Origin of the sequence: Novispirillum itersonii subsp. itersonii ATCC 12639 (genome assembly GCF_000381985.1) — a bacterium.
Classification (GTDB): Bacteria; Pseudomonadota; Alphaproteobacteria; order Rhodospirillales; family Rhodospirillaceae; genus Novispirillum; species Novispirillum itersonii.
Genome location: NZ_KB907337.1, coordinates 332,726 through 346,573, shown reverse-complemented (window position 1 = coordinate 346,573; position 13,848 = coordinate 332,726). Strand labels below are relative to the sequence as shown.

At 62.5% G+C, this 13,848-nt stretch carries 13 protein-coding genes; 1 reads left to right on the top strand and 12 read right to left on the bottom strand.

Annotated features, from left to right (window positions below; genetic code table 11):
• Positions 1 to 21: 21 nt before the first annotated feature.
• The 6 genes from hisS to G365_RS0101565 form a co-directional block, all read right to left on the bottom strand.
• Positions 22 to 1,263 carry a histidine--tRNA ligase gene (gene hisS, locus G365_RS0101590; protein ID WP_026345007.1) on the bottom strand — a complete coding sequence of 414 codons (1,242 nt, stop codon included), beginning with the start codon at positions 1,261 to 1,263 and terminating at the stop codon, positions 22 to 24.
• Between the two features lie 39 nt (positions 1,264 to 1,302).
• Positions 1,303 to 2,448 (bottom strand): flavodoxin-dependent (E)-4-hydroxy-3-methylbut-2-enyl-diphosphate synthase, encoded by a 1,146-nt coding sequence (ispG, locus tag G365_RS0101585; protein ID WP_019643745.1) that lies wholly within the window; start codon positions 2,446 to 2,448, stop codon positions 1,303 to 1,305.
• Positions 2,449 to 2,583: 135 nt separating this feature from the next.
• The gene (locus G365_RS22560; RefSeq protein WP_019643744.1) at positions 2,584 to 4,113 is read right to left on the bottom strand and encodes a helix-turn-helix domain-containing protein; all 1,530 of its coding nucleotides are present in this window, start codon (positions 4,111 to 4,113) and stop codon (positions 2,584 to 2,586) included.
• Between the two features lie 164 nt (positions 4,114 to 4,277).
• Entirely contained in the window at positions 4,278 to 6,539 is a 2,262-nt protein-coding gene (gene ptsP, locus G365_RS0101575) for a phosphoenolpyruvate--protein phosphotransferase (RefSeq protein WP_019643743.1), read from the bottom strand.
• 52 nt (positions 6,540 to 6,591) lie between these two features.
• Positions 6,592 to 7,608, bottom strand: coding sequence for an NAD(P)H-dependent flavin oxidoreductase (locus tag G365_RS0101570; RefSeq protein ID WP_019643742.1), 1,017 nt, complete (start codon positions 7,606 to 7,608; stop codon positions 6,592 to 6,594).
• Positions 7,609 to 7,657: 49 nt separating this feature from the next.
• The gene (locus G365_RS0101565; RefSeq protein ID WP_026345006.1) at positions 7,658 to 8,878 is read right to left on the bottom strand and encodes an aspartate kinase; all 1,221 of its coding nucleotides are present in this window, start codon (positions 8,876 to 8,878) and stop codon (positions 7,658 to 7,660) included.
• 141 nt (positions 8,879 to 9,019) lie between these two features.
• Between G365_RS0101565 and ubiG the strand changes: the two genes are divergently transcribed.
• Entirely contained in the window at positions 9,020 to 9,766 is a 747-nt protein-coding gene (ubiG, locus tag G365_RS0101560) for a bifunctional 2-polyprenyl-6-hydroxyphenol methylase/3-demethylubiquinol 3-O-methyltransferase UbiG (protein ID WP_407635432.1), read from the top strand.
• Positions 9,767 to 9,853: 87 nt separating this feature from the next.
• On the opposite strand, the gene G365_RS0101555 is transcribed toward ubiG, so the two are convergent.
• From G365_RS0101555 to map, 6 genes are all read right to left on the bottom strand, one after another.
• Entirely contained in the window at positions 9,854 to 10,678 is an 825-nt protein-coding gene (locus tag G365_RS0101555; RefSeq protein ID WP_019643739.1) for a carbon-nitrogen hydrolase family protein, read from the bottom strand.
• A gap of 3 nt (positions 10,679 to 10,681) precedes the next feature.
• Positions 10,682 to 10,936, bottom strand: coding sequence for a glutaredoxin 3 (gene grxC, locus G365_RS0101550; RefSeq protein ID WP_019643738.1), 255 nt, complete (start codon positions 10,934 to 10,936; stop codon positions 10,682 to 10,684).
• Between the two features lie 90 nt (positions 10,937 to 11,026).
• Positions 11,027 to 11,701, bottom strand: coding sequence for a ComF family protein (locus G365_RS0101545; protein ID WP_245554675.1), 675 nt, complete (start codon positions 11,699 to 11,701; stop codon positions 11,027 to 11,029).
• Between the two features lie 57 nt (positions 11,702 to 11,758).
• Positions 11,759 to 12,223 (bottom strand): MarR family winged helix-turn-helix transcriptional regulator, encoded by a 465-nt coding sequence (locus G365_RS0101540; protein WP_019643736.1) that lies wholly within the window; start codon positions 12,221 to 12,223, stop codon positions 11,759 to 11,761.
• Positions 12,224 to 12,311: 88 nt separating this feature from the next.
• Positions 12,312 to 13,004: a RadC family protein gene (gene radC / locus G365_RS0101535; protein WP_019643735.1), complete on the bottom strand. Its 693-nt coding sequence runs from the start codon at positions 13,002 to 13,004 to the stop codon at positions 12,312 to 12,314.
• Between the two features lie 19 nt (positions 13,005 to 13,023).
• Positions 13,024 to 13,824 (bottom strand): type I methionyl aminopeptidase, encoded by an 801-nt coding sequence (gene map / locus G365_RS0101530; RefSeq protein WP_019643734.1) that lies wholly within the window; start codon positions 13,822 to 13,824, stop codon positions 13,024 to 13,026.
• Positions 13,825 to 13,848 lie beyond the last annotated feature (24 nt).

Genomic DNA, 13,848 nt, shown 5'->3' with positions numbered 1-13,848 from the left:
CCCTCCGGCCCCTGCCCGATCCTAGCGGAACCGGGCGAGGTCCGTTTCCAGAGCCGCCAGCGGCACCAGAACCTGCTCGCCGCTGTCAAGATCACGGACTGCCGCCGCATTCTGCTTCAGCTCATCCTCGCCCAGGATCACCGCAACGCGGGCGTTGACGGTGTTGGCACGCTTCATCCGCTTTTTCATATTGCCGGAATAGGCGATATCCACCGCATATCCGGCCCGGCGCAGACGGGCGGATACGGCGTCAGCCTCTGCCTCTGCCGTATCCCCCATCGGGATGACCGCCACCGGGCGGGCCTTGCCCGGCGCATCGGCCAGCAGCAGGGCCAGACGCTCGATGCCGCCGGCCCAGCCGACGCCGGGGGTGGACGGGCCGCCCATGGCCTCGATCAGACCGTCATAGCGACCGCCGGCCAGAACCGTCCCCTGCGCGCCAAGGGCGGTCGTCACGAACTCAAAAGCAGTGTGACAATAGTAATCAAGCCCGCGCACCAGCTTGGGGTTGATGACATAAGGAATGCCATGCGCCGTCAGCCCGGACTGTACCGCATCGAAGAACGCGCGCGACTCAGCGTTCAGGCTCTCCTCCATCTTCGGGGCCCCGGCGATCAGACGGCGGTCGCCTTCGTCCTTAGAATCGAGAATGCGCAGGGGGTTCTTTTCCAGCCGCACCTTGCTGTCTTCTGACAGATCATTGCGGTACGGGGTCAGGAACTCCACCAGACGGTCACGGTAGGCGGCACGGCTGGCGGTATCCCCCAGCGTATTCAGCTCCAGCGTCACCTGCCCCTTCAGGCCAAGGGCGTCAAGAATGTGCGCGGCCAGCACCAGCACTTCCACGTCCGCTTTCGGGGTGTCGGCACCGATCAGTTCCACCCCGATCTGGTGGAACTGGCGCTGACGGCCCTTCTGTGGCCGCTCGTAACGGAACATCGGACCGGCATAAAATGCCTTGAACGGCACCTGCTGCTGCAGGCCGTTGGAAACAAAGGCACGGCAGACGCCCGCTGTCCCTTCAGGGCGCAGGCAGAGGTTATCGCCTGACCGTTCAAAGGCGTACATTTCCTTCGAAACGATGTCAGAGGTTTCACCGATGGTGCGGGTAAACACTTCGGTGAATTCAAAGATGGGGGTAATGACCTCTTCAAAGCCGTACAGACCGGCAATACCTTTTGCCCGTTCGATCACGGCGTGATGGCGGCGCATGTCTTCGAACAGGAGGTCATGCGTGCCACGAACAGGTTGCAGGGAAGCCACGATCCGTACTCCGTTATGTAAGAAACAGGAAAAATGATGTTATTCCGCCGCTCCGGCGGTGTCAGCCGCTTTTGCAGCCTCGGCCTTGGCAGCCTCAACCGCCGCAGCCTTTTTTTCGATCAGCTCAACCAGATGATCAACCATCTGTTCGGTGCTGATCTGGTGATCCTGCCGTCCGGCCATATAGACCATGTGGGTGCCATTGCCACCGCCGGTCAGGCCGATATCGGTTTCCCGCGCCTCCCCCGGGCCGTTGACGATGCAACCGATGATCGACAGCGTGATCGGGGTCTGGATATGGGCAACCCGGTCTTCAACCATCGCGACAGTCTTGATCACGTCAAACCCTTGCCGGGCACACGACGGGCAGGATACCACCCGCACGCCGCGATGGCGCAGATCCAGCGATTTGAGGATATCGAAACCGACCTTAACTTCCTCTTCCGGCGGTGCCGACAGCGACACGCGGATGGTATCGCCAATCCCTGACCACAGCAGCATACCAAGCCCGATAGAGGATTTGACCGTCCCGCCACGCAGCCCCCCGGCCTCAGTGATGCCGAGGTGGAGCGGATAATCACAGGCTTCCGCCAGTTCCTGATAAGCGGCAACGGCCAGAAACACATCTGAGGCCTTGACGCTGATCTTGAAATTGAAGAAGTCGTTGTCTTCAAGAATACGGATGTGCCGACGGGCACTTTCCACCATCGCCGCCGGGTTCGGCTCCCCGAACTGTTCCAGCAGGTCACGCTCCAGCGATCCGGCATTCACGCCGATCCGCATCGAACAGTTGTAATCCTTGGCGGCCTTGATGACCTCGCGCACCCGCTGCTCCGACCCGATGTTGCCGGGGTTGATGCGCAGGCAGGCGGCCCCGGCCTCGGCGGCCTCAATAGCACGTTTATAATGGAAGTGGATGTCGGCCACGATCGGCACCGGGGATTCCCGGACGATCTCTTTCAGGGCTGCGGTTGACTCCTCATCCGGGCAGGAGACCCGGACGATATCAGCCCCGGCTTCGGCAGCCTTCAGGATTTGGGCCAACGTCCCCCTGACATCATGGGTCAGGGTATTGGTCATGGTCTGCACCGAAATCGGCGCACCGCCACCGACCGGAACCGAGCCCACAAAAATCTGGCGCGACTTACGGCGAAGGATCTGACGGTATTCGGGAGCGCTGCTCATGACGGGCCTGCTTATGAACACGAGAGGGGAGCCATCCCCGGAAGGTCACCGGTCAGACCGGCAGACAACAACGGGGACAGGGCCTATATAGCCTGTCCCCGCCGCCGACGGAACCCCGGAGAAGGCCCGGTCCGGTTACTGGCTGCCCGTCGCCGCGCCGGACTTCAGGGCATCGGGCTGTAACGGGATGCCCTTGCGCACTTCACCGGTCTTACCCAGTGTCGGCAGGGCTTTGCCGTCGACCACGATATCAAGACCACCGGCATTGCCGGTCATCAGCTCCAGCCCGCCCTGATTGGGGACCATATAGGTGTCCCCCTTGCGCAACAGACGGCTCATCAGCAGGCCATCGGAATTGCGGACCTGCACCCAGGAATCCGCACGGGCCTTCAGCACCACCCGGGCACTGCTGTTTTCTTCGCCAAAGACCCGGCCCTGTGCTGACTGCCCGTCAGCGGCCCCATCCGTTCCCTGACGCTCCACCGGGGCGGTCACCGGCTCAACCCGGGCCGGAGTTGCCGGGGGCGTCGTCGCCGAAGCCGTCGGCTGGCTGGGAAGAGCCGTCAGCGGCGAAGCCGGGGTCGTCGGTTTGGCAGCCGTCGCCGGAGCGGCGGCAGGAGTGGCCGCCGGTGCGGTTGGCTGACCCGGCTTTGCCGGTGCTGCAGCCGGTGCCGCCGGGGTGCCTGCCGGAGCGGATGGTGTCGCAGGCTTCGCTGCCGGGCCCACAGCAGGGGCGGACTGAGGCGCGGGAGCCGCAGCCGTCACCGCAGCAGCCGGGGCATGCGCTGCCGGGGCAGGCTTACCCGGGGCCGGGGACGCGGGGGTCGAGGGCACGGGGGCTGACGTCGCCGACGCCACTGTTCCCGCAGCCGGGACTGACGGCAGCGCCGCAGTCGGCGCGGGCAGCGGCGCAACTGCTGCCGGGGCCGGGGTGTCGTCATGATCTTCGGCCGGGGGCTCAATATCAGCCTCAGCCGTGCTGATCGGCTCCTGCGCAGGTTCGCTGTGCGGCTGCGGCTTTGCCGGGGGTACAGGCGGCGGCGCGGAGGGAGCCACCGGAGCCGGAGACGGCGGCACCACTGCCGGAGCAGCAGCCACCGGAGATGACGGGGCCGCAGATGAAGCCGCCGGTGCCGGGCTGGCAGGCGATGCGGCCTGCGGCGCAATCACCGGCTCGCGCTTCAAAGCCTCTTCGCTATCCGGGGTGCTGCGCATCAGGGCGGCGATCCGGTCCGGGATATCCTGCACCACATCGGCCAGCGGCTTATCCGGGCTGCCGACAAAGTGCCAGACCCCATAAACCACACCCAGCATCGCCACACCGGCCAGCAGCAGGGACCGGGACGGCAGACCGCTTTCCGCCGCCGGAATCGGAAAAGCCAGCTCGTTGCTCATTTTTCCGATAGCGCCCTCTTCCTTGAAGCGGCGCGCGATCTCCAGACCGTCAAGGCCAAGATATTCGGCATAGGCGCGGACGAAGCCGGTGGCATAGGCCGCTCCCGGCAGATCCTGATACCGGCCTTCCTCAATCGCTTCCAGAAACTGGTACCGGATCCGCAGGCGTTCCGCCACATCCCGAAGGTTCTGGCGGGTTTCCTCACGGGCAGCCTTCAGCAGACGGCCGACTTCTCCGGTTTTTCCTGTCATCTGGTTTTCAGCGGTCATTATAATGATCCCGGTGCTGAGCCCGCTTTCAGGCCCGTTCAACTTGCGTCGGCCACGCTAACAAATGCCCCCGGTCCCCGCAAGACTTACCGCCCTGCCAGCCGGGTATCGGCCATGACAGCATTATGATCTGAAACAGAAATCACATACGGTTCCACCGCCCGTCAGCCGAGGCGGATGCCCATATCAACCGCATAATTGCGCAGGCGCGACCGCAGGGAATGCGGTGCGGTTTCCAGCTGCCCGATCACATACTCCCGCACCCGCCCGAGATCAGCCGAGCGGAGAGCCACCTTGACCGGCCCGACGCCAGAGGCCGACATCGACAGGGTTTTGACCCCCAGGGCGGCCAGCGTCACGGCTTCTAACGGGCGACCGGCCATCTCCCCACAGACCGAGCAGCTGACACCCGCCGCAGTACAGGCGTCAATAATCTGCTTCAGCACGCTCAGGGCTGCCGGAGACAGCACGTCATACCGTTCCGACATCCGTGGATTACCCCGGTCACAGGCGAACAGAAACTGCATCAGGTCATTTGACCCGATCGACAGGAAATCAATTTCCGGCAGCAGGGCGGTCAGCTGCCACACCAGCGCCGGAACCTCCAGCATGGTCCCGACTTTCAGGCTCTGCGGCACAAAGCCACCGGCAGCCTGCTCCTCCAGCTCCATTTTCAGGATCTTTTTGGCCTGACGCAGCTCATCGACCTCGGCAACCATCGGGAACATCACCCGCAGTTCCCGCCCGGCGGCGGCCTGAATCAGCGCCCGCAGCTGCTCCCGCAGGATCGCAGGCCGGTCAAGCGTAATGCGGATCGACCGCCACCCCATCGCCGGATTGTCTTCCGGCGTGCCGTGCCAATATGGCAGCACCTTATCCGACCCGACATCAAGGGTACGGAAGACCACCGGACGACCGTCGGCGTGATCAAGAATTTTTGAATACAATGCCCGCTGCGACGTGACATCAGGCAGGGACGGGCGGGCCATGAACGGCAGCTCGGTCCGGTACAGACCAATCCCGCTGGCCCCGGTGTCATCCAGATGCGGCAGATCAATCATCAACCCGGCGTTCAGCATCAGTGACACTTCCGTGCCATCAAGTGAAACCGCAGGCACGTTGCGAAGCTGGGCGTACTCTTCCTGCTTCCGGCGGTACACCTTCAGCGATTTGGTGAACTGCCGCCGCACATCTTCCGACGGCCGGACGAAAACCTGACCATGGGTGCCGTCGATGATCACCGGATCCCAGGATTCCACGATCGAGAAAATATTCTCGACGCGGGCAACCACCGGGATCCCCAATGCCTTCGCCACGATCACCGCATGCATGGTGCGGGACCCCTCTTCCATCACCAGACCGCGCAGTTTGGTGCGGTCATAGTCGAGAAGTTCGGTCGGCCCCAGATTGCGGCAGATCAGAATGGCGTCTTCCGGCAGATCACGGCTGCCACCCTGCCCGTCCTCACCAACCAGATGGCCAAGCAGACGGTTTGCCAGATCTTCCAGATCATGCAGGCGTTCCCGCAGATAGGGGTCTGTCACCTGCTGCATGCGCACACGGGTATCGTCATGCACCTTCACCACCGCCGCTTCGGCTGTCAGACCGGTGCGGATAGCGTCGGAAATCTTATTCATCCAGCCGGTGTCCTGCGCGAACATCCGGTAGGCATGCAGCACATCCAGAAAATCAGTATCGCTGGCATCGTCGGCTGCCAGCATGGCATCAACCTGCGTCCGCAGCGCTGACAGCGCCGTCTTCAGGCGCTCCAGTTCCTGTTCCGGGTCTTCCGCGACCAGCTTTTTGATACGGATCTGCGGCTGGTGCAGCACCACAACCCCGATGCCGACCCCCGGGGCCAGACCGGCCCCTTCCAGACGCAGCGGCAGCAGGCCGATCCCATCCGCCGGAATCAGTTCGTCACGGCTGACCACCTCCGCCGTCGCCATCAGCTCCGCCAGCACCATCGAAATGGTTTCCAGCGTTTCGACCTCGACGTCGGAATAGACCCGTTCCTCACGGTTCTGCACCACCAGAACGCCGATCACACGCGACCCGCGCACCACCGGCACCCCGACGAAGGAATGGAACAGCTCTTCGCCGGTTTCCGGGCGATAGGCAAAGGACGGGTGCGACCACGCATCCGCCATCGCCACAGCCCGGCCATGGGCGGCAACATCCCCCACCAGACCTTCACCGACCCGCAGGCGGGTCTGGTGAACGGCGGTCTGCTTCAGACCTTCGGTGGAGAACAGCTCCAGCACTTCCCCGGCGCGCATGACATAGATCGAGCACACGTCGGCCCGGAATGAGTCAGCGATGGCATGGGTGACCTTATCCAGCCGGGTCTGTGTATCCCCGGATCCGGCCATGACATCCCGCAGGCGGGCCAGCAGGCGGCGTGCGACATCGGCGTCTGTGGTCATTCTGCCCGCCTCCTTTCCGGCGAAGGGTCAGCGCTGATAACGAAGGCGAACGTCAGGAAGCCGCCCGCACCTGCAGCGCAGTAACCGCCTGATCGACCAGCTCTTTAATAATGTCCACTGTAGGCTGTTCCTGGGTCACAAGTCCAACACTCTGACCGGCCATCACAGAGCCGCTTTCGACATCACCGTCGATCACGGCACGGCGCAGCGCCCCGGCCCAGAAGTGTTCGATCTCCAGCTGGGCTTCCTTCTGATCCAGCTCGCCTTTGTTAAAGCGCTCGATCACCGCCCGCTGGGTTTCCATGAACAGGTCGGTCCCCTTGTTGACCAGCGCCCGGACCGGAATCACCGGGAACCGCGCATCAAGCTGCACGGTCGGCATCGCATCGCGGGCGTTGGCCTTCAGGAAGGCTTTCTTGAAGTTTTCGTGGGCAATACATTCGCTTGCGCACACAAAACGGGTCCCCAGCTGGACCCCGGCAGCCCCCATTTCCAGATAGGAAACGATTGCTTCACCGCGACCGATCCCCCCGGCAACAAAGACCGGAACATCACGGATCACCGGCAGGATTTCCTGCGCCAGAACACTGGTCGCCACCGGGCCGATATGCCCGCCCGCTTCCGAGCCTTCAATCACCAGCGCATCAGCGCCGGAGCGGATCAGCTTCTTCGCCAGCACCACGGCCGGGGCAAAACAGATCACCTTGGCGCCGCCATCCTTGGCCCGCTTGATCGACGCACCGCTGGGCAGACCACCGGCCAGCACCACGTGCGATACCTTGTTGGCAAGGCAGACATCAATCAGCGCATCAAGCTGCGGATGCATGGTGATCAGGTTGACACCGAACGGCTTGCCGGTCAGGGCCTGCGTGCCCTTAATCTCAGCATCCAGCAGATCGGGCGACATGGACCCACAGGCGATAACCCCGAAGCCCCCGGCGTTGGATATTGCCGCCACCAGATGGCGTTCCGAGACCCAGGACATCGCGCCGCCGAGAATAGCGACCTCCGTCCCCAGAAAATCGCGGCCCCGGCTCCACAGCGAGGAGAGTTGCGCCTGTGCGTCCATGCTTGCCCTCTTTAGCAAGGTTTATTGTCTTTTTATCTTGATCAGGCTGTTACGCCGCATCCAGCCCATAGGCGGTATGCAGGGCGCGGACGGCCAGCTCGGTATATTCTTCGGCGATCAGCACCGACACCTTGATTTCGGAGGTGGAGATCACCTGAATGTTGATCCCCTTGGCCGACAGGGCGCGGAACATGGTCTGCGCCACACCGGCATGGCTGCGCATACCGACGCCGATCACCGACACCTTGACCACATTGGCATCGGCCCACAGGTCTTCATAGCCCAGCTCGCCCTTCTTCTCGGTCAGCACCTTAACGGCACGGTCGAGGTCACCCTTGGAGACGGTGAAGGTCATATCGGTGGCGCCGCCGCCGTGCGAAACATTCTGCACGATCATATCGACGTTGATATTGGCATCGGTCAGCGGACCGAAAATGGCAGCCGCCACACCCGGACGGTCCGCGACCTTCACCAGGGTGATCTTGGCTTCGTCACGGGAATAGGCGATACCGCTGACGAGTTCCTGTTCCACGATTTCTTCCTCATCGCAAATGATGGTGCCGGGGGCGTCAGAGAAGCTGGAGCGGACCTGCACCCGCACACCATGCTTCATCGCCATTTCTACCGAACGGACCTGCAGGACCTTGGCGCCCAGCGACGCACTTTCCAGCATTTCCTCGTAGGTGATTTTTTCAAGCTTGCGGGCCTTGGCGACAATCCGCGGGTCGGTGGTATAGACCCCGTCCACATCGGTGTAGATGTCGCAGATGTCGGCCTTCAGGGCAGCAGCCAGCGCCACCGCCGAGGTATCGGAACCGCCACGGCCCAGCGTGGTGACGCGGTTATCCGGGCCGATGCCCTGGAACCCGGCAACCACCGCCACCTGACCGTCCTGCATGCGGCGGACCAGATCATCGGTTTCGATCTCGGTGATACGGGCCTTGGAATGGGCACCGTCAGTGCGGATCGGGATCTGCCAGCCCATCCACGAGCGGGCATTCACCCCCTGCTCCTGCAGCGCCAGCGCCAGCAGGCCGATAGTCACCTGTTCGCCGGTGGCAACCACCGCGTCGTATTCACGCGCATCATGCAGCGGTGCGATTTCGCGGCAGTAGGCGACCAGCTTATTCGTCTCGCCCGACATGGCCGACACAACCACGGCCACTTCGTTGCCTGCGTCCACCTCGGCTTTGACACGGCGGGCAACGTTTTTGATACGGTCGATGTCACCGACCGACGTGCCGCCGAACTTCATTACAATGCGGGCCATGGGAAGCGATCCCTTCAACAGATCAAAAATCATGCACCATCGGTTGCCGTAACCGGCGGGCGGGTATACATACTCTGTCACCCTGCCTGACGCAAGGATTGCCCGGCGCATTCTGTGTCAAAAGTATAATGAAAGGAGTAGCTGATGGCCGATGTCCGAACCACCGCTTCAGCGGAAGAAGTGGCCAAATTTGAAGCCATGGCGGACTCCTGGTGGGACCCCAACGGGAAATTCAAGCCGCTTCATAATTTTAACCCGGTCCGCCTGCAGTTCATCCGCGATGCCGCCGCGCTGCGCTTTGGCCGCGACGCCACCGCCGACCAGCCGTTCGCGGGGCTTTCTCTGGTTGATATCGGCTGTGGCGGCGGCCTGCTGTCAGAGCCGATGCGCCGTCTGGGCTTTGCCGTCACCGGCATTGACGCCACCGCGAAGAACATCGGCACCGCCTCGGTCCACGCCGAAAAAGTCGGGCTGGATATCGATTACCGCGCCTGTCTGGCCGAGGACCTTGCCGCCGCCGGCGAAAAGTTCGATGTCGTGCTGTGCATGGAAGTGGTCGAGCATGTCGCCGATGTCGATCTGTTCCTGACCACCTGCGCCCGGCTGGTCAAACCCGGCGGAATGCTGGTCGGGGCGACGATGAACCGCACCATGAAGTCTCTGGTGATGGCCAAGATTGGGGCTGAATACATCCTCCGCTGGCTGCCGCGCGGCACCCATGACTGGAAAAAGTTCCTGAAGCCCAGCGAATTTGCCGCCGGCCTGCGTGCCGGGGGGCTGGAAGTGGACAGCCTGAAGGGCCTGACCTTCAATCCGCTGGAAAACAGCTGGTCTCTGACCGGCGACCTGACGGTCAACTACCTTCTGACCGCCTCACCGGCGGCATAAAGGACACCCCCCACCCATCAAAAAGCCGCCCCGGTCAGACTGGGGCGGCTTTTTGTCTGTAACGAGAGAATTTGGCCGCAGAGCCCGTCAGCAGACCGGGCGGTCGTGCTGAAGGCTGGGCACCTTGCCACGGACCTCGGCGACCCTCGCGGCATCAATCCGGGCCATGATCAATCCGGGCTCAGTTCCCGCATCGGCCAGCACCTCGCCCCACGGATCAACGATCAGGGCATGGCCATAGGTTTTCCGGTCATTGATATGGGTGCCGGTCTGCGCCGGACTGATGACGTAGCAGCCCGTCTCAATCGCCCGGGCACGCTGAAGAATGTGCCAGTGCGCCTCACCGGTCACTTTGGTGAAGGCGGCGGGAATAGTCAGGAAGTCAGCACCGGCCTTCGCCATCGCCCGGAACAGATAGGGGAAACGGATGTCATAACACACCGCCAGCCCCAGACGGCCCCACGGCAGGTCCACCACCGCCATGCTCTCGCCGGGGCGGAATGTCGCGGACTCCCGGTAGCTTTCGCCATTGTCCAGATCAACGTCAAACATATGGATCTTATCGTAGGAGGCGACGACCTCCCCCGCCGGATTGATCACATACGTGCGGTTGGCAACCCGGTCACCACCATCCACCCGGATCGCCAGCGTGCCGCAGTGCAGCCACAGATCCAGCTCCTGCGCCAACACGCGGAACCGGGCCAGAGCGGGGTGATCCTCCTCGCCATAGGCTTTGGCAAGAATGTTGGCCTTCCCCCACTCCATCATCACGACGTTTTCAGGCATGAACACCATGTCGGCGCCCTGCCCCTTGGCCAGACGGATCAGCCGCTCCGCTTCAGCGATATTGGCCGCCATGTCATTCAGAGCATTAACCTGAATGCAGGCTGCGGTAAAAGCACCGGTCCCCATGTCTCAGGCCCCCAGAAGCGGATCAAGCCCGCCTTTGGCATCCAGCGCATGCAGATCATCGCAGCCACCGATATGCTTGCCATCAATAAAAATCTGCGGAACGGAGGTGCGCCCGGCGCGCTGCTCCATCTCCGCCTTGCGGGCGGCATCGTGCAGCACGTCAATCTCGGTATAGGCAGCCCCCTTGCGGTCAAGCAGGGCCTTGGCACGGATGCAGTAGGGGCAGTGTGACCAGGTGTAAATTTCGATCGCGGCCATCATCAATCCTGTCGGTCGGGGAGTTCAGAACCAAAAGAATCCGCTGACTTTAGTGGCTTTCCCGGCGCAGGGGAAGGTGAAAGCCGGGCCCTACCGCCCCTTCAGCACCCGGGCCAGCGTCAGCACCGAGACGTCCGCCGCTCCGGCCCTCAGGAGAGCATTGGTGCAGGCTGTCAGGGTCGCCCCGGTGGTCAGCACATCATCCAGCAGTACAATCCGCTTCCCCGCCACCCGATCCGGCGCCGTGACCGCAAAGGCGGTGCGGACATTCCCCAGCCGCTGCCCCCGTCGCAGATGCCCCTGCGGACGGGTATTCCGCACCCGCTTCAACACCAGAACATCAGCCTTTACCCCGGTGCGGCCAGACAGATGCCGTGCCAGCAGGGCCGCCTGATTATAGCGCCGCAGAAACAGGCGACGCCAATGCAGCGGCACCGGCACCAGCAGATCAGCCTCTGCCAGCAGATCTGCCCCGGCCCGGTGCAGCCATGCCGCCAGCACCGGGGCCATGTGCGTAGAATCCGCGTGCTTGAAGCGCAGGATAAGATCGCGGCTGTCGGGGGAGTAAACAAAGGCAGACCGCGCCCGCCGCCAGACCGGCGGTGCGGCAAGACAGACCCCGCAGGTCAGGCCCGGTTGCGGTACGGCAACCCCGCACGACGGGCAGCCGCTGCCGGCCAGAAACTCTATGGTCGGATAACAGGCCGCACACAGGCCGGGGGCCCCGCCCACCGTCACCCCGCAGCGGATACACCGGTGGGGCATCAGAAGCCCCAGCACAAAGCGCAGAAGCGGCCTGACCCGGGGCATCATCGGCAGATGTCAGCGTCGCCCGTAACGGATGAAGTCGGTCCAGCAGCGCTCAACCGTCTCCAGATCGCGCATGGCTTCCGTCAGCTTGGTTTCCGGCAGGCCAAGGGCTGCCATTTCCGTGCTGAGGTACTTCTGCAGCTCCCGCATCCGGGCGCACAGATCCATCCCTTTTTCAGTCAGCCCGACGCGGATGGCCCGGCGGTCATGGGAACAGCGTTCCTGCCCGATATAGCCCAGATCGGTCAGCTTCTTGATGTTATAAGAGACGTTGGAGCCATGATAATAGCCACGGTCCTTCAGATCGCGGATCACCACTTCTTCGGTCCCGATATTGGCCAGAAGCAGGGCCTGCACGGCATTGATTTCTTCAATCCCAAGGCGGCGCAACTCCGTCCGCAGCACGTCAAGGTAGTGCCTGTGCAGCCGTTCAATGATCTGCACCACGCCAAAAGTCGTATCACTCAAGCCCGACATTTATCCCACAACCCCACTGCATTCCCAAAAATCTGCCTTGCAGGGTATTACTCCCCACACAGCAGCCCGACAAGAAAATTCGTCAAATTTACAGTAAACCATCGGACTTGAACGAGGTATACCCGGTTGGCGACAGGATGACATGGTCATGCACCACCACACCAAGCGGCAAAGCGGCATCGCGGATCTGACGGGTCATCGCAATATCGCCCTTTGACGGCTGCGGGTCGCCACTGGGGTGATTGTGAACCAGAATGATCGCACTTGCTGCCAGATCCAACGCCCGTTTTACGACTTCCCGCGGATAGACCGGAGTGTGGTCGATCGTTCCCTTCTGCTGTAACTCATCGGCAATCAGGCGATTTTTACGGTCAAGGAACAGCAGCCGGAAGCATTCCTTCTCCCGGAAGGCCATCGTCGCATGCAGATAATCCAGAAGACGGTCCCACGACCCGAGAACCGGGCGGCCGACCACCTCTTCCCGCAGCATCCATTGGGCGGCAGCGGCGGCGGCCTTCAGGGCAATCGCCCCGGATTCCCCGGTCATCGGGATCAGCTGATCGGGTTCCGCCGACAGCACCGCCCCCACCGACCCAAAGCGGGCCAAAAGCTGCTTGGCCAGCGGCTTGACATCCTTACGCGGTATCCCGAGAAACAGCAGAAGCTCGAGATACTCATAATCCTGCAGCCCTTCCGGCGCTTCAGCCCGGACGGATGCCAGAAAACGTTCTTTCAGGCGTTGCCGGTGACCGGCATGAAGGGGAACAGGCGCGTCAGACATCAGCGGAACCCGTCAGACTTCAGGCATACGGCGGGCAGTGCCAGCCCTTCGGCGACAGGGTGAAAATCTCGCAGCCCTCTTCGGTGATGCCGATCGTGTGCTCAAACTGGGCGGACAGCGAACGGTCCTTGGTGACAGCGGTCCAGCCATCGGACAACACCTTCGTGCCCGGCTTACCGGCATTGATCATCGGCTCAATGGTGAAAATCATCCCCGGCTTCAGCTCCAGCCCCTCGCCGGGGCGGCCGACGTGCAGCACACTCGGCTCACAGTGGAAGACCTGACCGACACCATGGCCGCAAAACTCTTCGACCACCGAGAAACGGTTGTCTTCAGCATACGTCTGAATGGCGTGACCGATATCCCCCAGTGTCGCGCCCGGCTTTGCCACCTCGATACCGCGCATCAGACATTCATAGGTGACGTCCACCAGCTTACGGGCTTTCACCCCCGGATTACCAACGTAATACATACGGCTGGAATCCCCGTACCAGCCGTTGACGATCGGGGTCACGTCGATGTTGATGATATCGCCGTCTTCCAGCTTTTTATCGCCGGGGATACCGTGACAGACCACATGATTGACCGAGGTGCAGACGGAGCGCGGAAACCCCCGGTACCCGAACGGCCCGTTCGGCAGCTTGCGTTCGCTGGTCCAGCCGACCACCAGATCATCAATCGCCGCCGTGGTGATGCCGGGCACGACAAAGGGGGTCAGGTAGTCCAGCAGTTCGGCGGCGACACGCCCGGCTTCCCGCATGGCGGCAAAGCCTTCGGGTCCATGCAGGATAATCTCGGAGCGGCGGGAAGATCGGGTCATCGGGAGTCAGCTTTCAGCAGATCG